General features: G+C 55.5%; 30 protein-coding genes and 4 tRNA genes. 19 read left to right on the plus strand and 15 right to left on the minus strand.

Translation table 11 applies throughout. From position 1 onward, the window contains the following. Nucleotides 1-472: 472 nt before the first annotated feature. Nucleotides 473-1,684, plus strand: coding sequence for a site-specific integrase (locus tag E1K68_RS21000; protein WP_212614614.1), 1,212 nt, complete (start codon nucleotides 473-475; stop codon nucleotides 1,682-1,684). Here the strand turns inward: E1K68_RS21000 and E1K68_RS21005 are convergent. After that, nucleotides 1,681-2,178 carry a hypothetical protein gene (locus tag E1K68_RS21005; protein WP_017529450.1) on the minus strand — a complete coding sequence of 166 codons (498 nt, stop codon included), beginning with the start codon at nucleotides 2,176-2,178 and terminating at the stop codon, nucleotides 1,681-1,683. The two genes, E1K68_RS21000 and E1K68_RS21005, sit on opposite strands and share 4 nt — an antisense overlap. 164 nt (nucleotides 2,179-2,342) lie before the next feature. Here E1K68_RS21005 and E1K68_RS21010 point away from each other — a divergent pair, with 164 nt between their 5' ends. From E1K68_RS21010 to E1K68_RS21020, 3 genes are all read left to right on the plus strand, one after another. Next, the gene (locus E1K68_RS21010; RefSeq protein WP_017529449.1) at nucleotides 2,343-2,546 is read left to right on the plus strand and encodes a helix-turn-helix domain-containing protein; all 204 of its coding nucleotides are present in this window, start codon (nucleotides 2,343-2,345) and stop codon (nucleotides 2,544-2,546) included. A 118-nt stretch (nucleotides 2,547-2,664) separates the two neighbouring features. Next, entirely contained in the window at nucleotides 2,665-2,901 is a 237-nt protein-coding gene (locus tag E1K68_RS21015) for a helix-turn-helix domain-containing protein (RefSeq protein ID WP_244858829.1), read from the plus strand. A 156-nt stretch (nucleotides 2,902-3,057) separates the two neighbouring features. Further along, nucleotides 3,058-3,816 carry a hypothetical protein gene (locus tag E1K68_RS21020; RefSeq protein WP_346344399.1) on the plus strand — a complete coding sequence of 253 codons (759 nt, stop codon included), beginning with the start codon at nucleotides 3,058-3,060 and terminating at the stop codon, nucleotides 3,814-3,816. 105 nt (nucleotides 3,817-3,921) lie between these two features. Here E1K68_RS21020 and E1K68_RS27915 read toward each other — a convergent pair whose 3' ends face one another. Both E1K68_RS27915 and E1K68_RS21030 read right to left on the minus strand, forming a co-directional pair. Further along, nucleotides 3,922-4,287 carry a hypothetical protein gene (locus tag E1K68_RS27915; protein ID WP_244858831.1) on the minus strand — a complete coding sequence of 122 codons (366 nt, stop codon included), beginning with the start codon at nucleotides 4,285-4,287 and terminating at the stop codon, nucleotides 3,922-3,924. Nucleotides 4,288-4,432: 145 nt separating this feature from the next. Further along, a complete protein-coding gene (locus E1K68_RS21030; RefSeq protein ID WP_212614616.1) occupies nucleotides 4,433-4,660 on the minus strand; it encodes a hypothetical protein in 228 nt (75 codons plus the stop codon). A gap of 143 nt (nucleotides 4,661-4,803) precedes the next feature. Here E1K68_RS21030 and E1K68_RS21035 point away from each other — a divergent pair, with 143 nt between their 5' ends. Next, nucleotides 4,804-5,046: a hypothetical protein gene (locus tag E1K68_RS21035; RefSeq protein WP_212614617.1), complete on the plus strand. Its 243-nt coding sequence runs from the start codon at nucleotides 4,804-4,806 to the stop codon at nucleotides 5,044-5,046. 132 nt (nucleotides 5,047-5,178) lie between these two features. Here E1K68_RS21035 and E1K68_RS21040 read toward each other — a convergent pair whose 3' ends face one another. Beyond that, nucleotides 5,179-5,382, minus strand: coding sequence for a hypothetical protein (locus E1K68_RS21040; protein ID WP_212614618.1), 204 nt, complete (start codon nucleotides 5,380-5,382; stop codon nucleotides 5,179-5,181). A 309-nt stretch (nucleotides 5,383-5,691) separates the two neighbouring features. On the opposite strand from E1K68_RS21040, the gene E1K68_RS21045 reads away from it, so the two are divergent. The 11 genes from E1K68_RS21045 (at nucleotide 5,692) to E1K68_RS21095 (ending at nucleotide 12,619) form a co-directional block, all read left to right on the plus strand. Further along, a complete protein-coding gene (locus E1K68_RS21045) occupies nucleotides 5,692-6,597 on the plus strand; it encodes a toll/interleukin-1 receptor domain-containing protein (RefSeq protein ID WP_212614619.1) in 906 nt (301 codons plus the stop codon). 195 nt (nucleotides 6,598-6,792) lie between these two features. Then, a complete protein-coding gene (locus E1K68_RS21050) occupies nucleotides 6,793-7,245 on the plus strand; it encodes a DUF2280 domain-containing protein (protein ID WP_212614620.1) in 453 nt (150 codons plus the stop codon). 100 nt (nucleotides 7,246-7,345) lie between these two features. After that, nucleotides 7,346-7,702: a hypothetical protein gene (locus E1K68_RS21055; protein ID WP_212614621.1), complete on the plus strand. Its 357-nt coding sequence runs from the start codon at nucleotides 7,346-7,348 to the stop codon at nucleotides 7,700-7,702. 321 nt (nucleotides 7,703-8,023) lie between these two features. Next, complete coding sequence (locus E1K68_RS21060; RefSeq protein WP_212614622.1) at nucleotides 8,024-8,200, plus strand: hypothetical protein; 177 nt, start codon at nucleotides 8,024-8,026, stop codon at nucleotides 8,198-8,200. A 26-nt stretch (nucleotides 8,201-8,226) separates the two neighbouring features. After that, the gene (locus E1K68_RS21065) at nucleotides 8,227-9,060 is read left to right on the plus strand and encodes a hypothetical protein (protein ID WP_212614623.1); all 834 of its coding nucleotides are present in this window, start codon (nucleotides 8,227-8,229) and stop codon (nucleotides 9,058-9,060) included. Between the two features lie 68 nt (nucleotides 9,061-9,128). After that, the gene (locus E1K68_RS21070) at nucleotides 9,129-9,473 is read left to right on the plus strand and encodes a hypothetical protein (RefSeq protein ID WP_186572827.1); all 345 of its coding nucleotides are present in this window, start codon (nucleotides 9,129-9,131) and stop codon (nucleotides 9,471-9,473) included. 8 nt (nucleotides 9,474-9,481) lie between these two features. Continuing rightward, a complete protein-coding gene (locus E1K68_RS21075) occupies nucleotides 9,482-10,060 on the plus strand; it encodes a tail assembly protein (RefSeq protein ID WP_212614624.1) in 579 nt (192 codons plus the stop codon). Next, nucleotides 10,057-10,641, plus strand: a complete 585-nt coding sequence (locus E1K68_RS21080) for a tail assembly protein (RefSeq protein WP_092359533.1) — start codon at nucleotides 10,057-10,059, stop codon at nucleotides 10,639-10,641. The genes E1K68_RS21075 and E1K68_RS21080 overlap by 4 nt, the downstream gene beginning before the upstream one ends. Before the next feature lie 43 nt (nucleotides 10,642-10,684). Next, nucleotides 10,685-11,116, plus strand: coding sequence for a hypothetical protein (locus E1K68_RS21085; RefSeq protein WP_186572832.1), 432 nt, complete (start codon nucleotides 10,685-10,687; stop codon nucleotides 11,114-11,116). Nucleotides 11,117-11,148: 32 nt separating this feature from the next. Further along, entirely contained in the window at nucleotides 11,149-11,679 is a 531-nt protein-coding gene (locus E1K68_RS21090; RefSeq protein WP_212614625.1) for a hypothetical protein, read from the plus strand. A gap of 328 nt (nucleotides 11,680-12,007) precedes the next feature. After that, on the plus strand, nucleotides 12,008-12,619 hold the full coding sequence (locus E1K68_RS21095) for a recombinase family protein (protein WP_212614626.1): 612 nt from the start codon (nucleotides 12,008-12,010) through the stop codon (nucleotides 12,617-12,619). A gap of 6 nt (nucleotides 12,620-12,625) precedes the next feature. Here E1K68_RS21095 and E1K68_RS21100 read toward each other — a convergent pair whose 3' ends face one another. The 3 genes from E1K68_RS21100 to E1K68_RS21110 all read right to left on the minus strand — a co-directional run bounded on the left by E1K68_RS21100 (nucleotide 12,626) and on the right by E1K68_RS21110 (nucleotide 14,287). Next, nucleotides 12,626-13,114 (minus strand): hypothetical protein, encoded by a 489-nt coding sequence (locus E1K68_RS21100; RefSeq protein ID WP_212614627.1) that lies wholly within the window; start codon nucleotides 13,112-13,114, stop codon nucleotides 12,626-12,628. Further along, a complete protein-coding gene (locus tag E1K68_RS21105) occupies nucleotides 13,114-14,037 on the minus strand; it encodes a hypothetical protein (RefSeq protein ID WP_212614628.1) in 924 nt (307 codons plus the stop codon). The genes E1K68_RS21100 and E1K68_RS21105 overlap by 1 nt, the downstream gene beginning before the upstream one ends. Nucleotides 14,038-14,210: 173 nt before the next feature. Continuing rightward, nucleotides 14,211-14,287: transfer RNA gene (locus E1K68_RS21110), tRNA-Arg, on the minus strand. A gap of 324 nt (nucleotides 14,288-14,611) precedes the next feature. Between E1K68_RS21110 and E1K68_RS21115 the strand changes: the two genes are divergently transcribed. The 3 genes from E1K68_RS21115 to E1K68_RS21120 all read left to right on the plus strand — a co-directional run bounded on the left by E1K68_RS21115 (nucleotide 14,612) and on the right by E1K68_RS21120 (nucleotide 15,747). Continuing rightward, nucleotides 14,612-14,839 (plus strand): hypothetical protein, encoded by a 228-nt coding sequence (locus tag E1K68_RS21115; RefSeq protein ID WP_003193588.1) that lies wholly within the window; start codon nucleotides 14,612-14,614, stop codon nucleotides 14,837-14,839. 11 nt (nucleotides 14,840-14,850) lie between these two features. Beyond that, entirely contained in the window at nucleotides 14,851-15,030 is a 180-nt protein-coding gene (locus E1K68_RS27920) for a PA3371 family protein (protein WP_003193590.1), read from the plus strand. 390 nt (nucleotides 15,031-15,420) lie between these two features. Beyond that, on the plus strand, nucleotides 15,421-15,747 hold the full coding sequence (locus E1K68_RS21120; protein ID WP_003193592.1) for an Arc family DNA-binding protein: 327 nt from the start codon (nucleotides 15,421-15,423) through the stop codon (nucleotides 15,745-15,747). 101 nt (nucleotides 15,748-15,848) lie between these two features. Here the strand turns inward: E1K68_RS21120 and mgtE are convergent, their stop codons facing one another. From mgtE to ltaE, 8 genes are all read right to left on the minus strand, one after another. Further along, nucleotides 15,849-17,291: a magnesium transporter gene (gene mgtE, locus E1K68_RS21125; RefSeq protein ID WP_003193593.1), complete on the minus strand. Its 1,443-nt coding sequence runs from the start codon at nucleotides 17,289-17,291 to the stop codon at nucleotides 15,849-15,851. Nucleotides 17,292-17,639: 348 nt separating this feature from the next. Continuing rightward, a tRNA-Arg gene (locus E1K68_RS21130) sits at nucleotides 17,640-17,716 on the minus strand. A gap of 72 nt (nucleotides 17,717-17,788) precedes the next feature. After that, nucleotides 17,789-17,865: transfer RNA gene (locus E1K68_RS21135), tRNA-Arg, on the minus strand. A 108-nt stretch (nucleotides 17,866-17,973) separates the two neighbouring features. After that, nucleotides 17,974-18,064: transfer RNA gene (locus tag E1K68_RS21140), tRNA-Ser, on the minus strand. Nucleotides 18,065-18,126: 62 nt separating this feature from the next. Further along, the gene (gene csrA, locus E1K68_RS21145) at nucleotides 18,127-18,315 is read right to left on the minus strand and encodes a carbon storage regulator CsrA (protein ID WP_003175645.1); all 189 of its coding nucleotides are present in this window, start codon (nucleotides 18,313-18,315) and stop codon (nucleotides 18,127-18,129) included. Between the two features lie 174 nt (nucleotides 18,316-18,489). Then, on the minus strand, nucleotides 18,490-19,731 hold the full coding sequence (locus tag E1K68_RS21150) for an aspartate kinase (protein ID WP_003193595.1): 1,242 nt from the start codon (nucleotides 19,729-19,731) through the stop codon (nucleotides 18,490-18,492). Nucleotides 19,732-19,826: 95 nt separating this feature from the next. Continuing rightward, nucleotides 19,827-22,445, minus strand: coding sequence for an alanine--tRNA ligase (alaS, locus tag E1K68_RS21155; RefSeq protein ID WP_003193596.1), 2,619 nt, complete (start codon nucleotides 22,443-22,445; stop codon nucleotides 19,827-19,829). Nucleotides 22,446-22,591: 146 nt separating this feature from the next. Beyond that, nucleotides 22,592-23,596, minus strand: coding sequence for a low-specificity L-threonine aldolase (ltaE, locus tag E1K68_RS21160; protein ID WP_034133576.1), 1,005 nt, complete (start codon nucleotides 23,594-23,596; stop codon nucleotides 22,592-22,594). Nucleotides 23,597-23,634 lie beyond the last annotated feature (38 nt).

Raw genomic sequence — 23,634 nt, forward strand, 5'->3', positions numbered from 1 at the left:
CAACTTCAACCACTTGCGCTTGCGATCTCTCGTAAGCGGGAGGCGAATTCTACAGGGATCGCCATGAACGTCAACCCCTTTATCTTAAAAAAAGCGAAACACTTACTCGCCTATAAAAACCAGGGTACCCACCGCCTCTCTATATAGAAGGAGCGCACAACCTAGGGACGCGAATTATCCCCACCCACGCCAATGCATCTGGATCACAACCGAAAGAAGCGCGGCGGGATCCCGCACAAGCGAGGAACAAGGATGACTGTTGTTGAGACCGACAAATACGAGGAGGGGATAGCTTTACAGAGATGGTGTCCCAGGGCCGGTTCGAACGGCCAACCTTCCCCTTAGGAGGGTCATATTAAGCCCAATCACCATTGAGGAAGCCCAGCATTTATTGGCTTTAGCGTCCGGTTGTGTCCGTAAAAACGACCCCGTATAGTTCTTTTTGCACCCACCATGCACCCATGGGAACAAATTGAAAGAGAAGCTAACAGCCAAACTGCTAGGATCACTGCAGGTCACTGGCAACGAATACGAAGTTCACGATACCACCGTCGGCGGTCTATTCGTGCGTGTTACTGCCGCAGGTACAAAGTCTTACGTGGTCTCCTGGGCCCGTGGCCGAAAGAAGACTTTAGGTCGTGTCGGCATTCTCACGCTTGATCAAGCGCGCACTGAGGCCACTCAGTACCTCGCAGAAGCCCGAGCACATGGAGAGCCTCTGGCGGTCACTCAAGGCCGAAGAGGCGCCACCCTGCCCTCCTTGCGCGACTTCATTGAAGACACTTATATGCCGTGGTTCAAGGCTCACCACAAAGGCCACGAGAAGACACAGCACACTCTAAGCAATAACTATGACCCAATCATGTCCCAGCGCCTGGACGCGATCACCGGGCGAGACCTGGAGCAGATCCGCACCGGATGGATGCAGGCCGGTAACAAGGCCTCGACGGTGAATCGAAAAATGGGCTCGATCAGTGGTGTTTTCAGTCGTGCCGTTGAGTGGGAGTACATCGACACACACCCGCTGGCCAAGCTGAAACAGCTGAAAGTCGATTCAAAGGGGGTGATTCGCTACCTGGCTGCCGACGAGACCAAGCGTCTACGCGATGCCCTGGACGCTCGACAGGATGAAATGAGGGACGAGCGCGAGAGTGCAAACGCCTGGCGGACGGACCGCCACAGAGAGCCGATGCCAAGCCTCCTGGGACTGCCCTTCACCGATCATCTGAAGCCAATGGTGTTGGTATCGCTGAATACCGGCATGAGGCGCGGAGAGTTGTTCGACCTGAAATGGACAGCGGTGAACTTCGACACGAAGACAATCACAGTCGCCGGGGCCACCACCAAGACAAGCGATACGCGCCACATCCCGATGAACAAGGAGTCCATTGGTGTGCTGGAAGCCTGGAAGAAGCAGGTGAGCAAGTCGCCCTATGTATTCCCAGGTCAGGGCGGCGGTCGCTTTGAGGACGTCAAAAGCGCCTGGCTCAAATTGCTTGAGCGGGCGCAGATCGACGGATTCCGCTGGCACGATATGCGTCACGACTTCGCTTCACGCCTGGTAATGGCCGGCGTACCGCTCAATACGGTACGGGATCTGCTGGGGCACGCCGATATAAAAATGACGCTGCGCTACGCGCACTTGGCGCCAGGGACCAAGGCCGCCGCGGTAGAGCTGATTTAGAGAGGCGGCTCAAAGGGCACGATGGTGCGGCTTTCTTTGTTTTCCTCAACGTGAGCCAGCAAATCAGGCCACCAAATTCGGACGCTATGCTTGTCAATGTATCCAACCCCCGGAACATCCCAAAACTGAGCGTTTTCTGCGATGCCATCGGTTAGAAAGACTTTAGACGCTTTAATCGTTTCCCAAATCCGCTGCTCCTCGTAAGTAATCAGAGAAGGAAGGTGGGTGCATAGGTGGATAAAGCGCTCACTTTCATCTGTCGACCATATTTCGCTCACTGCGCTCAGCAGAGACATAGGCCACGGCTCGCCCGCCGATACGACCGGGGCGTCTAAATCAAAAGCGATTTCCTCGATCGCAGCTTCTACCACGCCGGTGATGGACTGTCGTCGAATGCGAGAGATGAGCTCGATCATCAGCTTAACCTTGGGGTCGAGACGTAAAGTCAAGGTCTCTGTCTTCCGTGCGCCCTGGTTGGGCTTGTTCTTAGCCATCTCATCTGCACTCATCAATTAACGCATAAATCGAATCGTACCTTTTGCGTCCGCCGAAGTCCATGCGTTCACAATCCTCCCATGATTGCAGTTGACTACATGCAAATACGGCAATAGGATTCCCTCATTGCCCAATCACTCTCGATGGGCATTTGGAGAATCCTATGGAACAAGCACCCCAACAAATGGCGCCGCTGTCGTTGAGCGTCGAGGAATCAGCCCGAATCTTGGGCATCTCTCGCTCCGCCACATACGAGCTTATCGCTCAAGGCGAAATCAAGACTTTCAAGATCGGCCGCCGGCGCCTGGCTTTGGCATCCGAGCTGAAGGCGTTCGTCGAGCGCGCAGCAAAGGTCGGCGCACGGTGAAGTGCGAAAAGAATAAGGAGTGGGGATTGCGCAGGACTGCGCGGGAGATTGCCAAGGCGGTGCTAGAACACCGCCTTAGCGAAAACACACTGGATAGCACCAACGTGAAGGGCAAACTATGACACGCCATTCTTCAACTGAGCAAGACCGCAAGATGATGGAGGCCCTGCGAAACGGGCCGGTATCGACCATCGAGGCCGCAAAGGGCTTGGATATCGTCCAGCCCCCCAACACCATCCGCCGCCTCAGGAAAAAGGGTCACGAAATCCGCACCTACTGGACGCATCAGTCCACTGAACCAGGACGACCGCCACACCGCGTGGCCAAGTACATCCTGATGCGCGAAGCGTCGTAATCCGGAGACCGCAGGGGACGCCGCGAAATTGCGGCGTCCCCTGCGCCTGCCTGCGAGCTGCTGGCGGGCTTCAGCCCGTTGTTTATCCAGCCGAACTACGCTGAGGTCGATTCAGTGGAATGCCTAGCCACAAAACTACTTAGCCGCGGCGACACGGTGAGCATTGAGCGTGGGCAGCTCGTCATTCAACCGGCGAGCGGCAAGCCCGTGCCGCCTGAGTGGATCAACACCAACCGGGCCAGGCTTTGCCGTGAAGCGCTTATTTCATTAGGCCTGGATGCTTTCGAGTACACGGATTATTCAACTGGTCACTATGGAAAAACCCGGAGTGCCGGTATCACGTTGCGGTTCGTCTCGCTAGTAAATGGGGAGTCTGTATACGCCGTTTTCAATGCAGACCTGACCCGTCAGCGGAACACAGCCGCAGCTAAGGCTGGCACGCTGCTTCCCAGGGGACAATTCCGTATAGGTAAGCGCAGCCACTTCTACAAATTCTGGATGGGCACGGGCTTGTCATTCCCTCGGCGCCTTTCAGCTATGCACGATTACATGGGGAAACTGCGTGGCGTCATGCTGACCGGATTGCTGACTGACGACCGTATTAACGCCGGCAGTTTGGCGCCTATCAGCCTGACTGCCGAGCAATTCAGAAAGGCAATTTTGCCGGACAAATTCCGGACAATATCCGGACAACTTCCGGACAACTTCCGGACAAGAGCCCCGGACAAGGAAAGCGCTCCAGCCCATGCGGTGCGCGGGTTACAGCCAATTTCAACTACGTGCGTTTCAAACCACGAAAACAAGTTAATAAGAAAGGACGAATACAAGACAGCTTCCATAACTGATTTACCTATCCCTAAGCCTCCTCAGGATCAGAGTGTTGACGAGTGGTTGGAGGCATACAGCTCCACATGATCTACCTTGCCGAAAAGGCCCCCGCCGCCAGCAAATGAAAAAAGGGCACCACCCTGATTCGGGGTAATGCCCTTGATGCGGCAAAGGTTTCGTTGCTTGTCAGCCCTACTCCAGCACCACCGCGCGGTATTGCTGATCACCGCCCAGGTCATCCGAGCCGAACAGGGCTTGATTGACGGCTTTCCTGGTCTCAAGCAGAAGGTCGTGCTCATCATGAGTGCCAATGTCCGCCGCAACCCACTCAGGGAGCTCCTGACGCCGCCGCATCTCGCTCAGGTGAGTCCACCACCGAGTAGCGTGGCGCCGCTCTGCGAGAATGAGCTCAACCACTAAGGTTCGTTGCTTCTCGGTGAAGAGTGGCAGGTGTAAGACGCTAGAGTCTTCCGCCTCATTGCGTGCCGAGCCCTCCCCTTCAAATTCGGACTTATCTTGGCCTTTCAGAGCGTTACTGATATTTTGGTAAAGTTGCATGACGTGTCTCTCAAGGTTGCGTCGTGTGATCGCCAGGCCGCTGTTCGCGCAGCGGCTTGGCACCTCTTTTAAGATGGCCCAAATCTGGACCTTCGATTCAATCGGCTACGGTTTAAGCCGATCTACATATGGGATTTTCCCGTATCTACTGCTTGCCCTTCTCGCTTATCCAGCCCACCGCCCAACTCAAAGGGTCTTTCGACTCCATAGGCTTGAGTGGCTTCCCGTCGCGTGCTGCCTGCTTACCCTCCTGCTCCGTCTCGGTGTGAATCCACACCGTGGTGTGCTTGTATCCTTCAGCGATCCTGCGCGCTTTGAGATCCCTCTGCCGCTCATTGCTGCTCTTAGGTGTCGTCTTGCGGTCTTCGGTCATCTGGCACCTCGTTTGTACTAACGTAGATAGCATATTCGCACAGAGTTAGTACTGACGCAACGAAGTTTAAAAATATGCTACGCCCACCTTCAGGATCGCTGTTTTCTGCCGACAAAGGCTGGAACCCACAAAAGGACTTGAAAATGACTAAAATTTTCTTCAAAAAATTGCTGGCTGTTATTGCTATGCTCGCTGCATTGACCTCTGGCGTTTCCTGGCTTATGTCAGCTGATCTTCAACTCAAATCTCTCACAGCATTGGCATCTGTGTCGGCAGAGAGCCTGGCAAAGTTGATCGTGGCCTCTGCTGAGTTGAATCAGATCGCTGCCGTGGCTGCACTGGTTGGGGGAGTGTGCGTTGCTTTAGCTCTCATGTTTGAAGATTGAATCCAATCCGCTTAACGGGAGTCTGGTGAAAAATCGACGGTTCTGGCCTTCGTACTTTCGAAAACCCGGTAGTTTCGCGAGAGGGTCGTAAAAGGGGTCTCGTTTCTGGAAGCGACACCCCTTTGCCAGCAGTTACAGCTGCATCTGCCTGATCACCTGGCGCGGATCGGCGCCGGCGGATATTGCTGAGATGGCGTCTTTGGTCAGTTGGTCCAGGACCTGCTGTTCGAACGCCTCGGCCATGGATGCAGCCTTGCGCACGATCAGCAGCGCCAGTTCGGGCGGGAATGTGGTCTTGGATGGGTCGGGCAGGTAATCGCAATCGATGACTGACATAGGGGCTCCTGAGATGTCCTGACTTCTCAGGGTATCTCGACGCAACTCCAGGTGAAAACTCTGAATAAACTCGAAAAGGCAGTGAATTATCTCGTTGTGTGACGATTTGGTCTCACTGAGACGGTTTGGTCTATCTGGCAGATTGGTAGTGGATCCGATTTTCTCAGTACGCCTTCCGAGCGCTGCGAAACAGACCATATGAGCCGAATCGGACCGTATGGCCGGGAAACAGTCAGCCACTAGCACTTGCTTCAAAACTGAGGTATCACGGATAACCGGCACTGGGCTGGATCAAGGGATGAGAAAGGTATGCCGATTTTCGTTAGTTATTCGCACGCGGACAAAGATAAAATTGATTTAATTGCTGGACACCTCGTCCGAAAAAGAACGAGCGTATGGATTGACCGATGGGAGTTGCGAGCAGGCGATTCAATAATCAATAAGGTTCAGGAGGCAGTTGAGGGCTCTAGCGCTTTACTTATTATGCTATCCAAAGCTTCGGTCGAATCCGAATGGTGTAAAAAAGAGCTCACTGCGGGATTATTTCGAGAGCTTGACGAAAAGCGAGTAGTCACGATCCCAGTGTTGTTAGATGACTGCAAGATACCGATGTTCTTGCGAGACAAAATGTATGCTGATTTTCGGACTGATTTCGATGCCGGTATGTTTACTTTGCTGGAGTCAGTAGCTCAATTTTCCAACCCTGAGCAGAGCAGACTTGAGGACGCAGAGGGATACGTGGACTGGTCTTGTGACTATGGACTTTTCGACGGGAGCTACTTCGTCAATTACATATTGATGCAAAGCTCTGAAAAGCTTCAGATGTCCTTCGTGACAGAGATTCAATGCATCTACAACGATGTTGCCACACACCGCCAGATGCGTTACGTGGATGCAGGTGTAGGCTGGATGGGGCGAACCACCAACGCAATCATGCTGCTGGACTGTGCGGAGAGAGCTAAGGATGAAATGTTTCTTATTCTAGACAGCCCGATTCCGCAGCAAAAAAACATCACATTCTCCGATCCAAAGACCGGCGCCCAAACAGACATACTAGTTAAATCAAGAAAGATGGGCAACGACAATGGAAAAGACCAATTAATAAACATAACTGACTACTTCAGGCGAATACTTGGATACGTAACTGAAACCGAGCGGAAGCCCACCAAAGAAGAGCTAGATGTATTTAACGCAATTAAAAATACACCTTGGTAATATCCATCAATAAACCTGCTCCGTTCTCATGCAGATCCACGGAGCAGGTTTAATCAGTGGACGCCCACTGCTAGAGCTCCCGCATAGAGCCATTAGAACTCCGAGTAATGGTTGCTGAAAACTAGGCATTGTCTCGTTTGGTTTTATGGGCAACCATTGGTCTATTCTTGACAGACCCTAGACAGATTCCAGCCCATGGCCGCGCTCAACAACGAAATCAAAGCCTTTATCGTCCAATCCCTGGCGTGCTTCGACTCTCCCTCACAGGTCGCGACCGCTGTTAAGGATGGCTTCGGCGTGGTCGTGTCGCGCCAGCAGGTCGAGACCCACGACCCGACACGCAGGAGCAGCAAAGGCCTGGCAAAGCGCTGGGTGACGCTGTTCGAAGACACCAGGAGCGGTTTCCGGTCTGAGGTGGTCAAGGAGCCGATCGCCAACCGATCCATGAGGCTGCGCGCGCTTGGACGGATGCTTGAAGAGGCCGAGGCACGCGGGCACCTGGTGATGGCGATGAAACTGATGGAGCAGGCCGCCAAAGAGTGTGGTGACATCTACACCAGTCGCAGGGCCAGGACTGACGCCGGCAAAACCGAGCCAGCAGACCGCGTTGAGGTTGAATTCGTCCTGGCTCCACTCAGAGACGCCTGACAGCAGGTAGGAGCAGGTGCAACACCAAAGATCGCTGCAATATTGAAATGTGAATATTGACTGCTACCCTCACGGATCGCTAATTAGAAGGAGCAAAAGGATGGCACGTCCAAAATTCAACTGGGACACGTATGCGGCGAACGCTAAATTCGATGAGGTGCGCGGTCTGTGCGTAAGTCATGGCCGGCTTCCGACGATGTATAACCCCGATAGAACGCTGGTCTACCTTTCGTCACAGGACCTGGCCGTCGCTGTTGATGACTTGGAAGAACTGCAGACGCTTTTAGCTGAGGTAAAAAGCAGCTTTTTTGACACGCTCGGTGATCAAAATCACAGCTACAAAAAGCTTTATGAGCTGGAAACCGATTACGACTTGCTTTCAAATCTGCTAAGCAATCTAGATAGCCCGCCAGATCATTACGGTACTCGCTTGCCGAACCAGATTCAGGATAAGTGACCTATCGCCGCGCCACGTTTTCACATATTGCAAAACGTGGCGCGGAAACCTGACATACCAAAACGGTAGTTCAGCCCTCCCCGATCCATCCTCAATCTGAGGTCGGACTGAGTCGAAATCCCGGCCCTGTATCACTTTGACTACTCTCGATTTACTGCAACAGAAACACCCTCTTCAATCCCGCCAAAACCAACTATTTCAGTCCCATTCAATCCCGTTCCGTGTAGCACCTTAGGTGCACCCTAAAAGCACTGGATATGCGGCCAGATACCCCCTAATGTGAGCTTTGCAAGGCTTTCAACAGCTCACAGAGGATTGATCATGTCAGTCAGCGCCAGCACTACCAAACCCCGTGGCCCACAAGCCAAACCCACCCGCGCCGAAATCAATGCCGCGTGGGGCCGCCTACGTTCGGCCGCCGAACAAGGAAGCGTTCAGGCAAGCGCTCTGCTGATCGCGCTTGTTGAGAACCGCACGCTTCACGTCGACGCCGCTTAATCGACCCACACATCAAAGGTAACTCAATGAAAATCGGCAAACGCTCCGTCCTCAAAGTTGGCTTGGCCAACCTCCATTACTCCGAATACGAGCACTCTCAGGTAGAGGCCCGAACATTCAATATTCAGCGGCCCGATGGCACGAAAGGCACCTGGCAGGCCGGCGGCTTGCTGAAGTCGGTTCGCCAATTGCAGGGCTTGGCGCTGGAGACTTTCAAGGACCTTGGAGAAGAAATTCTCTCGATTCGCGGAAATAAAGACCTGAACGCCGCGGCCATCGAGCGCAAGGGCAAGGAGCAGATTGACGGGATCGTTCCTGCCTTGATGCCGGCTATGGAAAAGGCGGCAAAGGATATGCTGACGCTGGCCCAAACAGTGGTCAACGGCTTTGCTCCGGTCACGCCTCGCGCAAGCTCGGACGTTGTTGGCTTCCTGGCTGATCAGGAGCTACGAGCCATCGTGCGGAGCCTTAAGCCGGAAGAGCGCCAGCGACTAGTCGCGGAGGCACGCGCAGGCAGTCACCCCGACGTTGTAGAGGCGGTGCTCAGGGCAAACCCAATGCTCTCCGGGCTATCGCCAGAGGCGGCTGACAGCCTTTCGCGCGCAGGCATTGCCGCCTCGCGCGCCGAAGACATTGAAGGGCTCAAGCAGATGCTAGCGATCTACGATGACGTGCTGGCCACGGCCTCCAATGCTGGTGTCGCACTGAGCGGTATGGTCGCCAATTCGAATGGGTACACCGGCCGGTTTGAGAAGTGGCGATCGGGCTGTGAGGGCTCCGAAGCACTTCGCGAATGGCTGGCGAAAATGCCCACTCGCACCACCGCAAAAGCGTCTCCTGATCAATCCGAAGCGGCCTAACTGCCCCTCCGTGCGCTACGCAAGTATTGGTAGCGCCGATCAACGGCAGACTCTGTGAGTGTGAAGACATGACCTTTCAAGAGCGTTTTACCGAAGCGTGCAAAACGCAGAAATTCAAACCCTACGAACTGATCCAGGGGCCGGATGCCGGCTACACGGTGTGGGAGGTCCAGCACGTCAGCGGCGGCCAGCAGGTGACCGTGGACGGGCCATTCTTTACCGAGGATGAGGCCAGGGTTTCGGCCGATCTGCTGAGGGGCACATTCCGAGGCGCCCGGGCCAGCGAGGCGATTTACAACCGGGTGTGGAACTACGACCCGCGCCAGGAGCAATTGACCATCGATCAGGCGCGTATGTCGCGCGCAGTGCTCGCCATTCGCCTTGGGCTTCCTGCCCCTTCCACCAATCCATAGGAGGCCCCATGGCCGTTACAGCATTCGATAACTCCCCTATGACCACCATCAAGCTCTACGGCCAGCTCCGACAGTTCGGCAGGTCCTACGACCTTGCCGTGCGGACGCCGGCGGAAGCCTTGAAAGCACTGTGCGTGCAGATTCCCGGCTTGGAACGCTTTATCTCAAATGCCAGGTCGCGTGGATTAGTGTTCGCCGTTTTTCGAGGTAAGAAAAACATCGGGGAGAGCGAGCTGAACTATCAAGGCCAGGGCGACATCATCATCGCTCCAGTGATCGTAGGCAGTAAGCGGGCAGGCATCTTGCAAACGATCATAGGGGCTGTACTGATCGTTATGAGCCCCTTCACAAATGGCGCAACTCTTGCGCCAGGCATTGCCTTGGCCGCCGGCGGCGTGATTCAAATGCTGAGCCCACAAGCCCAGGGCTTGAAGTCCAGCGCCGCGCCCGAGAACACACCTGGCTATGCTTTTGGTAGTGCGAAAAATACTGTGGCATCGGGCTTGCCGGTACCTCTCTGCATCGGACACCGACGCTGGGGCGGCGCCATCATCAGCGCGGCTATTTACGCTGAGGATCGGGTATGACTGCCATCGAATATTCACCACGCACAACCATTCTGCTCAGTGGCTCACTGGCCAAAAAATATGGCCGTCGACATACCTATGCTTTGTCCGCTCACGGCGATACCAGGGAGGCGCTGAGGGCGATCGATGTGAATCACCCGGGCTTCCTGAGCGACATCGCGCGAGCAAGGTCTATCGGCCTGGAGTTCGCAATTTTCCGCAACAGGAAGAACGTGGGCGAATCCGAGTTGACTCTCGGCGGGGCCAGGGAAATAAGGGTGGTTCCAGTGATCACCGGGAGCAAGCGCGCCGGCATACTCCAGACCATCATCGGCATCGTGTTGATCGTGGCTAGCCCATTCACCAACGGCGCTACGCTTGCCCCAGGGATTGCTCTTGCTGCCGGTGGCGTTATCCAAATGCTAAGTCCCCAGGCCGGCGGCCTGAAGACCAGCGCCGCGCCAGAAAACACCCCCGGCTACGCCTTCGGCAGCGCCAAGAACACCACGGCGAGCGGCAACCCGGTACCGCTTTGCTACGGCAAGCGGAGGGTAGGCGGGGCAATCATCAGTGCCGCCATTTACGCCGAAGACCAGATGTAGCCAGGCTGGTATAAAGTCACCCATTAACCCACGAGGAAGAAATATGCACAGGATTCTGCTCACCGCCGCTGCCGTGTTGCTGGCCGGCTGTTCAAGCACGCCGGTAGAGCCAGGTTCGGCCAAGCGCGTGCCTGCCGATCGGGTCTATGCCTACCAAGCCGCCGTCCCGGGTGGTGCTACGTTGGTGGTAAGCCGGGATAACGGGTTTTGGGCTTCGGGTGGCTGTATGGCGACCGTGCTCATTGACGGGAAAAAGGTCGCCCGCATCAACACTGGCGAAGTGGTGAAATTCCAGGTCAACCCGGGCCGTCATATTGTCGGCATCGCTGGTGATGATGAGGGCAACGGCCTTTGCGCGATGCAGATCGGCCAGCCAGTCAAGGAGACGGCATCAGAGGTGGCGGCGGGCGAGGTTCAGAAGTACCGAATCTCTGGCACGCAGAACGGAACGGATATTCGCCCTTCATCTCTTTAATCACTCGTTTAACTAAAATGGATACCGGTCAAATGGATGACAAGGAGCGATTCAATTTCGCTGAAAAGGTTTATTACTACGAGCTTGAAAGAAAAGAGAAACTCATTGCGAGGCTGAGTTTGCCACTCGCTATATTGGTAGCCCTGCTTAGCTTTTTCTCCTATATGCTTGACAAGGCACCGATAAGCACTGGTGGCACCGTGGCCGTGTTTTTCTGGATTTTCTACTGGTATGCCTGCATATGCTTGACTGTCGGCGTGTGGAATTTCTGGAGAGCTTGGAATCTCCGAGTGTTCGACAAAGCCCTATCCACACTTGAAGACATCGAGGCCTATAGAATCTCGATGCTCAAGCTCTACGCAGAGTTCGAAGACGGAGTGGAAGAGACGGAAAAACAGATGTCTATATTCATCTATAATCAATACGTCACCGGATCGACTACGAACGCGCTTAATAACGATCGACGCTTGATGTACCTGAATGAACTGTCGACGTTCATGGCAGCGACGATCTTATTTGCTCTGCTATCTTTCATACCGTTTTATGTTTACCACCATCCATAGGTAATCGAGATGACCACGCAGAAGCCACCACCACCGCCGCCACCACCGATGCGATTTGTGCGAGACGACAAGCCTCGTCCAAGCCTGCCGCGCACGCCTGAGCCTCCACGGCGGCCCCGCTAAAATCGCTATAAGGGGGTGGCCTTACTTGCCACCCCTCTGCTTACCTCTTCGCTTTGCCCCCCTTCGCTTCGACAGAACACCGTAATGCCAAGTATGCCTATCCAGATACAGGCTTATTTTGCCTTTCTCGGGCTTTTCGCTTGATAAGTAACACCCAAAGTGCAACAGTATTAGTAGAACGCCCTAACTGATACAGGCACCCATCATGTTCATCCGCGCATACCTCAGAGCTTCCACCGAAGAACAAGACGCCGGCCGCGCCCGTGCCTCGCTCGAGCAGTTCGCCAGCGACCACAATAAGGTCATTGCAAGCGTGTACCTGGAGAATGCCAGCGGCGCCACCGCCGACAGACCTGAGCTGCTGCGCCTGCTGAAGGATGCCCGCAAGGGGGACGTATTGCTGGTGGAGTCGATAGACCGGCTCTCCCGCCTCCCGGTTGAGGACTGGCAAAAGCTCAAGGCCGCGATCGACTCCAAGGGCCTACGCATCGTCGCACTAGACCTGCCAACCAGCCACCAGGGTATGCAGGACACCAAGGGCGACGAGTTCACCGGGCGGATGCTCGGGGCGATCAATTCAATGCTGGTGGAAATGATGGCTGCCATTGCGCGCAAAGATTACGAGCAGCGGCGCGAGCGCCAAGCCCAAGGTATCCAGAAGGCGAGGGCTGCCGGTAAGTATCAGGGCCGGCCGGTGGACGAGGAACTGCACAAGCGTGTAAAGGAATTGCTCGATGCTGGCCTGGGCATACGAGCCACGTCAAGGCATGCGAGCTGCTCAACGACCACGGTTTTGAGAATAAAAAACGGGGCTTAGCAGCAGTTACTTTTTATCAACGACGGGTTTTTTCTTTTCGTTGATCATTTCGTTATATCGCCCTACCTGAAGCTGCATTAGCTGGTTGGGGAGCGTCAGTGAGATGATGAACGCGAGGGTGGCAAGTGAAAGGTAGATTCTCTCGACCCACAGAAGAATCTCAGCCACGCCTGCCGCCTTTGTGAGCAGATTTGCAACGAACACCATGCCTAAAACGCTCAGATAGAGCATGAATAACCATTTATACCGAATTATTCTGTTTACAAAGGTGGTTTTCTTAGACGCTGCCTCTCGCCAAATTTTCGCGGTAGGCTTCGGCTCGATAAGCAGGGTGAGGACGGTCATTAAAAAACCGGCCAAAATAGAAAAAACATCAGTAATCATCGACCTTGCGTCGTTATTATCGTGCACCAAGGGCTGGCCGTGCCACCCGCACCAAATGCTGATGAATACAGCGCCTAGAAAGAACGCAATACGACGCCAGTCAATATCCATTATTGCTCCAGCAGCTTTTGGTTCTTGAGTTGCCCCATGTACCTGACCATACCGTCCCAGATTTCGACGTGACTCAGAGACGTACCAACCTTCTCAACGTAAATGCTGGAATGTAGTTGGACATCATGGCTAGTTATAGGCGTTCCGTCACGAGTAACGATAGTAAAGCTGTCTATGGGGGAATCATCATCGGAAAGCACCTCATTGGCCAGATCAGTAAGCGTGTCCTGAGACTCCACCGTCGCGCGAGAGTTGCCTTCGAGACCAATTTCGAGCGCTACCACCATGTTTTCCAATGATTTTTCTTGAGACCGGTTAGGATCTTTGCTGATCAGCGCTTTCACCTCATCACCAACAGAAGAAAGCACTCCTCCGAGCCATCCCTTATCAGCTTTGGGCAAACTCAATTTATAGGCGTTGACGTTCAGACGAATAGACCTAGCACCCTGGGCATTCAGGATCGCGACTTGGTTGATGTCGCTTGAGGCATGAAACTTGACGGGATCTAGCCGGTAATTTTGCGATCTGATCAGCGTGTAAAAATATCCCGAGCACTTTTGCTGGCTCAGACCATGGCCGCAAAAAAGAACGTTGTGCTCATTGACGAGCGCGTAGCATTCCCCGGTTTTGATTTCTTTGCCTGCGGGAGCCCCCAAGACACCTTCATCATCAAGTTTTCCACCCGCCTTGGGTGTCAGCGTCGCACCATGCGTACCAGGTGCGTATCGCGCTAGATGGTAGAGCCTTCCTACCGGTGAGTCTCGAAATCGTTGGATGCGCACGACATCCTCAAACATGAGGCGCTCCGTCTGACCAATGCTTAATTTGTCAGAGATTTCGATTAGGGCTTCGCTGAAGTCGACTAAGCCTCCGTCGGCATCCAGCACCCTGAAGCAGTAAATCCGTTTGATAGCTCGGCTCATCTAAACATCCCGCATCCGAAAATGATGAAGATGCAGAAACGAATGTTAACCCTGACGATGAGCCCAAGCGAATTGCGGGCAAGAAAAGCGAGGGGTAGACATCCATTTGCACCCACTACGCACCCACGAGTTATAACTGCGCGGGGCAAATTCTTCTAAACCATTGAAATTTATGGTGTCCCAGGGCCGGTTCGAACGGCCAACCTTCCCCTTAGGAGGGGGATGCTCTATCCAATTGAGCTACTGGGACAAATGCCAAACGCTTACCCTGAAGGGCTTGCGACAGACGGCGTGCATCTTAACGGCCGAGGCTGGTTTTGTCATGTCGTCCGTTGGCATTTTGACTGTAGGCCAATCCTTGCGCGTACGTTCATAGCCTCATTCAGTATGCCACGACTTTCACCGCCATCGTGCAAATTGCACTGCGCCAATATGCCATCATTGCAAACTGCAACCCTGCGCCCTCAAAAAACAAACTTAACTCGTTGTTTTTATTGGAATAATAGATTGGCACGACATCTGCAAAGTCATAAACACAAAACCAATCGTTCCAGGCACCGTGGAGACTATGATGATGAACAGCGCCCTTCTACTAGCACTGAACGCTGTGGCACTGGCTACGGTGGTGACGTTTCATTTTCAGCCGACCAGTACTGAAGACGGCACGCAAATCAGCCAAGCCATTCCCCACCACCTGCAACAGCGCCCTCAGTTGGCACTGATGACTGCAAACCCCCAGTCTCCCATCCGCCTGACCCAAGATACACAATCAGCGCCAGCGGCCGAGCACTGGGTTTTCTGAGAACACTATTCATGTCGAAATCTGCCTGGTTGTTTCTGTGCCTGACGCTCCTATCTGTTGCGCTAGGCCTGGGAGCTACATCACAACAAACTCAAACCCTAGCCTTCGTCGCCAGCGCCGTGCTGGGCAGCCTACTGGTACTGACGCTCATCAAGGGTCGCCGAATCAAATTCGATCCGCTCCTGCGCTAATCCCCCCATCTCCCTCCCCTACCTTATGTCGCCTGGCACTCGTAAATAGGCGAACAGCTACTAACCTTCAGCTTGAGGGCAAAAGGCCATATCGCTGTAGGACAGGCGCCCTTCAACCCAGATGCCGTATAGGCTTGAGCGAAGATTGACGAGCTTCGCTGCAGTCACAGGATTTTTTCTAACCAGTCCGCAAAAACGCAAATCAGTACTGGCATAAAGCCTGTAGGCGGTTCAATATTTGTCACAGAATTGACGCCAATGAAATGTCAAATCTGAGGCATGATGCGGCCTCTTTGCAATTCGGGTTGAACTTTGGTCGTGAGCCTTGTCTTAACACTCATCTTGCGGCCAATTCCAGAAACCGCTCCCCTGAACTAACCGGTTAAATATATGCGCCCATTGAAACAGGCAATTTATTCCAGCCGTACGGCTGACAAATTCGTCGTACGTCTGCCAGACGGAATGCGGGAACGCATTGCCGAGGTGGCTCGCAATCATCACCGCAGCATGAACTCCGAAATCATCGCACGCCTGGAACAAAGCCTTATTCAGGAAGGTGCCTTGGGTGAAGAGTTGAGCATGCGCCTGGACAGCCCCGAGCTGTCACTGCACGAACGCGAACTGCTGCAGCGTTTTCGTCAGCTCTCCCACCGCCAGCAAAATGCTCTCGTCTCGCTTATCGCGCATGACGTGGAGGCGGCCGCAGAAGCCAATTGATTGACACCTGAAAGCCGAAGCCAGCCATGTGCTGGCTTTTTTTTGCCTGGAATTTGGGAATAAGAAGCAAAGCGAGGGCAGGTTTGCCCCCGCTGGAAGGGTCAGAGCAGGAAGATCGTTGCCAGGCCCAGGAAGATGAAGAAGCCACCACTGTCAGTCATGGCCGTGATCATCACACTGGCCCCCATGGCGGGATCGCGACCTAGACGCGCCAAGGTCATGGGAATCAATACCCCCATCAAGGCCGCCAGCAACAGGTTAAGGGTCATGGCCGCAGTCATTACCACGCCCAGGGACCAACTGCCGTAGAGCAAGTAGGCCACCACGCCAATCACGCCGCCCCACACCAATCCGTTGATGAGGCCAACAGCCAGCTCCTTGCGCAACAGCCGCGAGGAATTGGCCGTACTGACCTGGTCCAGCGCCATGGCGCGCACGATCATGGTGATGGTCTGGTTCCCGGAGTTCCCGCCAATGCCCGCCACAATCGGCATCAACGCCGCCAAGGCCACCAGCTTCTCGATGGAGCCTTCAAACAACCCGATCACGCGAGAAGCGATAAACGCGGTAATCAGATTAATAGCCAGCCAGGCCCAGCGGTTATGCAGTGAACGCCAGACCGACGCGAAAATATCTTCCTCTTCACGCAAACCCGCCATGTTGAGGACTTCGGTTTCACTTTCCTCACGGATCAAGTCGACGATTTCATCGATGGTCAGACGACCGATCAACTTGCCGTTCTTATCCACCACCGGAGCCGAGATCAAGTCGTAACGTTCGAACGCCTGGGCCGCGTCGTAGGCATCTTCGTCCGGATGGAAGCTCACGGTATCGCTGGCCATCAGGTCAGCAACTTTCTTCTCCGGATCATTGACCAGCAGGCGCTTGATCGGCAAAACGCCCTTAAGGATCCCCTCATAGTCGACCACAAACAATTTGTCGGTGTGGCCGGGCAATTCTTTGAGACGGCGCAGGTAACGCAACACCACTTCCAGGCTGACGTCTTCGCGGATGGTGACCATCTCGAAGTCCATCAGGGCGCCGACCTGATCTTCGTCGTACGACAGCGCGGAACGCACACGCTCACGCTGCTGCGTATCGAGCGCCTCCATCAACTCATGGACAACGTCACGGGGCAGCTCAGGGGCCAAGTCAGCCAGTTCGTCCGCATCCATCTCCTTGGCGGCAGCCAGGAGCTCGTGGTCATCCATGTCGGCGATGAGCGTTTCACGCACCGAGTCCGATACTTCCAGCAGGATGTCACCGTCGCGATCAGCCTTGACCAACTGCCACAGGGTCAGTCGATCATCCAGCGGCAAGGCTTCAAGAATATAGGCGACGTCGGCGGAGTGCAGGTCATCGAGCTTGCGTTGCAACTCGACGAGGTTTTGCCGGTGAACCAGGTTTTCGACGCGGTCGTGGTTCGGACCTTCCTGGCGGTGCGTGAGGTCTTCGACCACGCGCTGGCGCTGCAGCAGCTCGATAACTTGAGCCAGACGATCCTGCAGGCTTTCTTGTGTTTTCTTTACTTCTACTTCGGTCATAGGCGAACTCCACTCCCAGCAGCGGGGCACGCCGGAAGGATCAATCAGTCAATTCATGATTGGTAAAACGGGGTACTGAGTAACTACTGGGTAAGTCCATGGAGGTATTCCACAAGCCCCGGCGGGGCTGACGGGCGCATGATACACCGCCCGGACGTTTTAAACGTTAAAAAACTGGAAAGAACAAGCGCTTGCACGCCAAAGCTCAGTATTGGCTGCATCTATGAACTGCGACGACGCAGGCGCGGGGGAAAACACATGAGGAGGGAGAAAAAGGAGAACGCCGGATAAAAGATACACAAACCCCAGACGGCAAAAAGCCCGCACTAGGCGGGCTTTTTGTTTGTATGGTGCACTCGACAGGATTCGAACCTGTGACCGCTCGGTTCGTAGCCGAGTACTCTATCCAGCTGAGCTACGAGTGCAGATTGTGTTTTTAGACCAGATCACAACTGGTTGGAGCCAAGCTACCTGCATCGCTGCAACTAACTCTTAAATGGTGCACTCGACAGGATTCGAACCTGTGACCGCTCGGTTCGTAGCCGAGTACTCTATCCAGCTGAGCTACGAGTGCATTTGTTGCCGCGCATTATAGGCCGTTCAATCTCTATGTAAAGCTATTTTTTCGAGTATTTTCAACAACTTACCGAAAAAACCAGATTGCAACGTACTAAGCAAATAATGGCGGAGAACGGGGGATTCGAACCCCCGACACCCTTTTGAGGTGTACTCCCTTAGCAGGGGAGCGCCTTCGGCCACTCGGCCAGCTCTCCGCAACACGGGGCGTATATTAACCACGTTCCTCCCCGTTTGCAAACATAAAAAACGATAAAAATTAAAGGCTTGGTTCTTCGTCCTTCTCTTTCTTGATCCGCAGGTAGATTTCCTCGCGGTGGACCGCCACCTCTTTCGGAGCATTAACCCCAATACGTACTTGATTGCCTTTGACGCCGAGCACGGTCACGGTGATTTCGCCATCACCGATAATCAGGCTTTCTGCGCAACGACGAGTCAGAATCAGCATACCTTTCACCTCACGCATTTCAGTTCAGGAACAACAGTCTGCAAAAAAAAAGCATTCAACCTACAACCAAAAGGTCGTAGCCCTACTCGCTAAGTATTGTCGAGCCCATGCAAAAGACCATGCACCCCACAAAAAAATGAAAGGCGCGGTAAACCGCGCCTTCCTGGCAACGCATCACTCGCCCTGTCGGGCCGGAGCATCCAACTCAAAAGCCGTATGCAGCGCGCGTACAGCCAGTTCCAGGTACTTCTCTTCGAGCACTACCGAGACTTTGATTTCCGAGGTGGAAATCATCTGGATGTTGATACCCTCCTTGGCAAGGGCCCCGAACATACGGCTGGCAACCCCAGCATGGGAACGCATGCCCACCCCTACGATCGACACCTTGGCAATCTTGGTATCGCCGACCACTTCACGGGCGCCAATCTCGCTCGCCGTGTTCTGCAGGATTTTCAATGCCGCATCGTATTCGTTGCGGTGCACGGTGAAGGTGAAATCGGTGGTGTTATCGTGCGAAACGTTCTGCACGATCATGTCGACTTCAACATTCGCATCGCTGACAGGGCCCAGAATCTTGAAAGCCACGCCCGGGGTGTCTGGCACGCCACGGATCGTCAGCTTGGCTTCATCGCGATTGAAAGCGATGCCGGAAATGATCGGCTGTTCCATGGATTCCTCTTCATCAATAGTAATGAGGGTGCCCGGACCCTCCTTGAAGCTGTGCAATACGCGCAGCGGAACGTTGTACTTGCCGGCGAACTCCACCGCGCGAATCTGCAACACCTTGGAACCAAGGCTGGCCATTTCCAGCATTTCTTCAAAGGTGATCTTGTCCAGGCGCTGGGCCACTGGCACCACGCGTGGATCAGTGGTGTAGACGCCATCCACATCGGTATAGATCTGGCATTCGTCAGCCTTGAGCGCTGCCGCCAGGGCCACACCGGTGGTGTCCGAACCGCCACGACCGAGCGTGGTGATGTTGCCGTGTTCATCCACGCCCTGGAAACCCGCTACAACTACCACGCGCCCTGCTTTCAGATCAGTACGAATTTTCTGATCATCAATTTGCAGGATCCGCGCCTTGGTATGTGCGCTGTCTGTAAGGATGCGCACCTGGCTACCAGTGTAGGACACCGCTGGCACGCCACGCTTGTTCAGCGCCATGGCCAACAGCGCAATGGTCACCTGCTCGCCCGTGGAGACGATCACATCCAGCTCACGCGGCAGCGGCTGTTGATCACCACTGATGGCCTTGGCCAGATCGATCAGGCGATTGGTCTCGCCACTCATGGCCGACAGCACCACTACCAGGTCATCACCGGCATCGCGGAACTTCTTAACCTTGTCGGCGACCTGCTCGATTCTTTCGACAGAACCAACCGAGGTGCCTCCAAATTTCTGTACGATCAAAGCCATTTCCAAGCCGCCTCAGCCCGTAAAGGGGCGCCTAATATCCAATCCACCTGCACTGAACAAGCCCGTGACTAGACCACGGGCCGGTTAACAGTGCTTTAAATACCTGCCTCGACAAATGGCACGGTCAAGGCCAGGGCCGCGTCCAGGGCTGCGGCATCGACACCACCGCCTTGCGCCATGTCCGGACGACCACCGCCCTTGCCGCCCACTGTCGCAGCGGCTTGCTTCATCAAATCACCGGCTTTGAGTTGGCCAGTCAGGTCCTTGGTTACACCCGCAACCAGAACGACCTTATCCTCATGGACACTGCCGAGCAGGATCACTGCGCGGCCGAGCTTGTTCTTCAACTGATCGACCAAGGCCAACAGCGCCTTGCCATCCTGGCCGTCCAGGCGCGCCGCCAGGACTTTTACGTCCTTGACGTCCACCGCCGCGGCCGACAGGTCATCGCCCGCAGCGCTGGCCGCTTTGGCCTGCAACTGCTCCAGCTGTTTTTCCAGCGCACGGTTGCGCTCCAGAACGGCGGACAGCTTGTCGATCAGGTTGTCGCGGCTGCCCTTGACCAGGCCGGCCGCTTCCTTGAGTTGTTCTTCGGCTGCATTGAGGTAAGCCAGGGCCGCAGCACCAGTCACCGCCTCAATACGACGTACGCCCGAGGCCACACCACCTTCGCTGATGATCTTCAGCAGGCCGATATCGCCGGTGCGGTTGGCGTGGATGCCACCACAGAGTTCTACCGAGAAGCTGCCGCCCATACTCAGTACGCGAACTTCGTCGCCGTACTTCTCGCCAAACAGCGCCATGGCGCCTTTGTTCCTGGCGGTCTCGATATCGGTTTCTTCGGTTTCAACCGGGGTGTTCTTGCGAATCTCGGCGTTGACGATGTCTTCCAGAGCCTTGATCTGCTCAGGCTTGATCGCTTCAAAGTGGCTGAAGTCAAAACGCAGACGCTGGCTGTCCACCAACGAGCCTTTTTGCTGCACGTGCTCGCCCAGTACCTGGCGCAGTGCGGCATGCAGCAAGTGAGTTGCCGAGTGGTTCAACGCCGTGGCATGCCTTACGTCAGCGTCGACCTGGGTGTCTACCGGCGCACCCACGGTCAAGTTGCCCAGCACCAGCACACCGTGATGCAGGAAAGCCCCGCCGGTCTTGGTGGTGTCGCGCACATCAAAACGACCGGATGTCGAGCTCAGGAAACCGCAATCGCCAATCTGGCCACCCGACTCGGCATAGAACGGCGTCTGGTCCAGCACCACAACCGCCTCTTCACCTTCGCTCAACACGTCGACCGACTTGCCGTCTTTATAGATGGCGATGATCTTGGCCGAGCCCGCAGTGGCCTTGTAGCCGGTGAACTCGGTCGGTACGTCGACCTTGACCAGGGTGTTGTAGTCCAGGCCAAAGGAGCTGGCCGAACGTGCACGCACGCGCTGGGCTTCCATCTCACGCTCGAAACCGGCTTCGTCGACGGTCAACTCACGCTCGCGGGCGATGTCGGCGGTCAGGTCCATCGGGAAACCATAGGTGTCGTACAGCTTGAACACCACATCACCCGGCACCACGGTGCCTTTGAGCTCAGCCAGGTCCTGTTCCAGAATCTTCAGGCCGTGCTCCAGGGTCTTGGAGAATTGCTCTTCTTCAGCCTTGAGCACACGCTCGATGTTGCTTTGCTGTTGCTTGAGTTCCGGGAAGGCATCGCCCATCTCGGCAACCAGTGCGGCCACGATCTTGTAGAAGAAGCTGCCGGTAGCGCCCAGCTTGTTACCGTGGCGGCACGCGCGACGGATGATGCGACGCAGCACGTAGCCACGGCCTTCGTTGGACGGCAGCACGCCGTCGGCGATCAGGAAACCGCAGGAACGGATGTGGTCCGACACGACCTTGAGCGAAGACTGGCCTTCATTGGCACAGCCAATGGCCGCCGCCGAAGCGCTCAGCAGGTTGGTGAACAGGTCGATTTCGTAGTTGGAGTGAACGTGCTGCATCACCGCACTGATCCGCTCCAGGCCCATGCCGGTGTCCACCGACGGTGCCGGCAGCGGATGCAACACACCATCGGCGGTGCGGTTGAACTGCATGAACACGTTGTTCCAGATCTCGATGTAACGGTCGCCGTCTTCTTCTGGCGAGCCTGGCGGGCCACCCCAGATATCGTCGCCGTGATCGTAGAAAATCTCGGTGCACGGGCCGCAAGGGCCGGTATCGCCCATGGTCCAGAAGTTATCGGAGGCGTAAGGCGCACCTTTGTTGTCGCCGATACGGATCATGCGTTCGGCAGGTACACCGATTTGCTGGGTCCAGATGTCATACGCTTCATCGTCCGTCGCGTACACGGTGACCCAGAGTTTTTCCTTGGGCAGCTTCAGCACGCCGGTGAGGAAGGTCCAGGCGAACGTGATCGCGTCTTTCTTGAAATAGTCGCCGAAGCTGAAGTTACCCAGCATCTCGAAAAAGGTGTGGTGACGGGCGGTGTAGCCGACGTTTTCCAGGTCGCTGTTCTTGCCGCCGGCGCGTACGCACTTCTGGCTGCTGGTGGCGCGGGTGTAGGCGCGCTTTTCCTGGCCCAGGAAGCAGTCCTTGAACTGGTTCATCCCCGCGTTAGTGAACAGCAGGGTTGGGTCATTGCCTGGGATCAAGGAGCTGGAGGCTACACGGGTGTGACCTTGCTCTTCGAAGAAGCGAAGGAAGGCTTCACGGATTTCTGCGCTTTTCATTAGGTTCTTCCACGGAGGCTGCGGCCAAAGGCCAGTGCGCAACATCATCAGACGGAGCGACGGCAAAGGGCCGCATTATATCGGCCCTTTGCCGGTGGTACAGCGTGTTTATGTGATAGAAACAGTCAATTAGACGGCCTGCACTGTCATTTCTGCGAAAACGCGACGAATGTCTGCAGCACTTGCTCGATCTGCGCCCGGCTCACATCCAGATGGGTGACCATGCGCAAGCGCGGCGCGGCGCTCAACTTGACCCCACGCTCGGCCGCAAAGGCCTTCAGCGCCTGCGCCTGATCGCCTACCTGCACATACACCATATTGGTCTGCACCGGCTCGACGCTGTAGCCGGCCTTGCGTAACTCATCACCCAGCCATTGGGCGTTGGCATGGTCGTCAGCCAGGCGCTGCACTTGATGATCCAGCGCATACAGCCCCGCTGCCGCCAGGGAGCCGGCCTGGCGCATGCCGCCGCCGACCATCTTGCGCAAGCGCCGAGCCTTGGCGATCAGCGCCGTCGAGCCACACAGCACCGAGCCGACCGGCGCGCCGAGGCCCTTGGACAGGCACACCGACACCGAATCGAAATGCTGGGCGATTTCTCGCGCATCCACGCCCAGCTTGACCGCCGCGTTGTAGAGGCGCGCACCATCCAGGTGCAGGGCCAGGCCATGCTCGTGGGTAAATGCACGGGCCTTGGCCAGGTAATCCAGCGGCAGCACTTTGCCCTGCATGGTGTTTTCCAGCGCCAGCAGGCGTGTGCGGGCGAAGTGGAAGTCGTCGGGCTTGATGGCTTCAAGCACCTGGTTCAGATCAAGGGAGCCATCGGCTTGGACTTCCAGGGGCTGCGGCTGGATCGACCCCAGCACCGCCGCGCCGCCGCCTTCGTATTTGTAGGTGTGGGCCTGCTGGCCGACGATGTATTCCTCGCCGCGCTCACAGTGAGCCATCAACGCCAGCAGGTTGCTCATGGTGCCGGTGGGTACGAACAGCGCCGCGGCAAAGCCCAGGCGCTGGGCCAGTTCGGCCTCCAGGCGATTAACGCTGGGATCTTCGCCGTAAACATCATCGCCACTGACGGCGCTGGCCATCGCGTCGAGCATGCCGGGGGTGGGTTGGGTCACGGTGTCGCTGCGCAGGTCGATCACGGTCATCAAGGGGGCCTCTAACGGAATGGATAAGTCCTTTTGTG

This window comes from Pseudomonas sp. B2021 (genome assembly GCF_018135665.1).
GTDB classification, from domain to species: domain Bacteria; phylum Pseudomonadota; class Gammaproteobacteria; order Pseudomonadales; family Pseudomonadaceae; genus Aquipseudomonas; species Aquipseudomonas lactis.

What these genes read in the sequence shown, in the direction of transcription:
- E1K68_RS21005 (WP_017529450.1), bottom strand. Translation starts at nt 2,178, where the DNA reads ATGGCTAAGAACAAGCCCAACCAGGGCGCACGGAAGACAGAGACCTTG.
- E1K68_RS21010 (WP_017529449.1), top strand. Translation starts at nt 2,343, where the DNA reads ATGGAACAAGCACCCCAACAAATGGCGCCGCTGTCGTTGAGCGTCGAG.
- E1K68_RS21015 (WP_244858829.1), top strand. Translation starts at nt 2,665, where the DNA reads ATGACACGCCATTCTTCAACTGAGCAAGACCGCAAGATGATGGAGGCC.
- E1K68_RS27915 (WP_244858831.1), bottom strand. Translation starts at nt 4,287, where the DNA reads ATGCAACTTTACCAAAATATCAGTAACGCTCTGAAAGGCCAAGATAAG.
- E1K68_RS21030 (WP_212614616.1), bottom strand. Translation starts at nt 4,660, where the DNA reads ATGACCGAAGACCGCAAGACGACACCTAAGAGCAGCAATGAGCGGCAG.
- E1K68_RS21035 (WP_212614617.1), top strand. Translation starts at nt 4,804, where the DNA reads ATGACTAAAATTTTCTTCAAAAAATTGCTGGCTGTTATTGCTATGCTC.
- E1K68_RS21040 (WP_212614618.1), bottom strand. Translation starts at nt 5,382, where the DNA reads ATGTCAGTCATCGATTGCGATTACCTGCCCGACCCATCCAAGACCACA.
- E1K68_RS21045 (WP_212614619.1), top strand. Translation starts at nt 5,692, where the DNA reads ATGCCGATTTTCGTTAGTTATTCGCACGCGGACAAAGATAAAATTGAT.
- E1K68_RS21050 (WP_212614620.1), top strand. Translation starts at nt 6,793, where the DNA reads ATGGCCGCGCTCAACAACGAAATCAAAGCCTTTATCGTCCAATCCCTG.
- E1K68_RS21055 (WP_212614621.1), top strand. Translation starts at nt 7,346, where the DNA reads ATGGCACGTCCAAAATTCAACTGGGACACGTATGCGGCGAACGCTAAA.
- E1K68_RS21060 (WP_212614622.1), top strand. Translation starts at nt 8,024, where the DNA reads ATGTCAGTCAGCGCCAGCACTACCAAACCCCGTGGCCCACAAGCCAAA.
- E1K68_RS21065 (WP_212614623.1), top strand. Translation starts at nt 8,227, where the DNA reads ATGAAAATCGGCAAACGCTCCGTCCTCAAAGTTGGCTTGGCCAACCTC.
- E1K68_RS21070 (WP_186572827.1), top strand. Translation starts at nt 9,129, where the DNA reads ATGACCTTTCAAGAGCGTTTTACCGAAGCGTGCAAAACGCAGAAATTC.
- E1K68_RS21075 (WP_212614624.1), top strand. Translation starts at nt 9,482, where the DNA reads ATGGCCGTTACAGCATTCGATAACTCCCCTATGACCACCATCAAGCTC.
- E1K68_RS21080 (WP_092359533.1), top strand. Translation starts at nt 10,057, where the DNA reads ATGACTGCCATCGAATATTCACCACGCACAACCATTCTGCTCAGTGGC.
- E1K68_RS21085 (WP_186572832.1), top strand. Translation starts at nt 10,685, where the DNA reads ATGCACAGGATTCTGCTCACCGCCGCTGCCGTGTTGCTGGCCGGCTGT.
- E1K68_RS21090 (WP_212614625.1), top strand. Translation starts at nt 11,149, where the DNA reads ATGGATGACAAGGAGCGATTCAATTTCGCTGAAAAGGTTTATTACTAC.
- E1K68_RS21095 (WP_212614626.1), top strand. Translation starts at nt 12,008, where the DNA reads ATGTTCATCCGCGCATACCTCAGAGCTTCCACCGAAGAACAAGACGCC.
- E1K68_RS21100 (WP_212614627.1), bottom strand. Translation starts at nt 13,114, where the DNA reads ATGGATATTGACTGGCGTCGTATTGCGTTCTTTCTAGGCGCTGTATTC.
- E1K68_RS21105 (WP_212614628.1), bottom strand. Translation starts at nt 14,037, where the DNA reads ATGAGCCGAGCTATCAAACGGATTTACTGCTTCAGGGTGCTGGATGCC.
- E1K68_RS21115 (WP_003193588.1), top strand. Translation starts at nt 14,612, where the DNA reads ATGAACAGCGCCCTTCTACTAGCACTGAACGCTGTGGCACTGGCTACG.
- E1K68_RS27920 (WP_003193590.1), top strand. Translation starts at nt 14,851, where the DNA reads ATGTCGAAATCTGCCTGGTTGTTTCTGTGCCTGACGCTCCTATCTGTT.
- E1K68_RS21120 (WP_003193592.1), top strand. Translation starts at nt 15,421, where the DNA reads ATGCGCCCATTGAAACAGGCAATTTATTCCAGCCGTACGGCTGACAAA.
- mgtE (WP_003193593.1), bottom strand. Translation starts at nt 17,291, where the DNA reads ATGACCGAAGTAGAAGTAAAGAAAACACAAGAAAGCCTGCAGGATCGT.
- csrA (WP_003175645.1), bottom strand. Translation starts at nt 18,315, where the DNA reads ATGCTGATTCTGACTCGTCGTTGCGCAGAAAGCCTGATTATCGGTGAT.
- E1K68_RS21150 (WP_003193595.1), bottom strand. Translation starts at nt 19,731, where the DNA reads ATGGCTTTGATCGTACAGAAATTTGGAGGCACCTCGGTTGGTTCTGTC.
- alaS (WP_003193596.1), bottom strand. Translation starts at nt 22,445, where the DNA reads ATGAAAAGCGCAGAAATCCGTGAAGCCTTCCTTCGCTTCTTCGAAGAG.
- ltaE (WP_034133576.1), bottom strand. Translation starts at nt 23,596, where the DNA reads ATGACCGTGATCGACCTGCGCAGCGACACCGTGACCCAACCCACCCCC.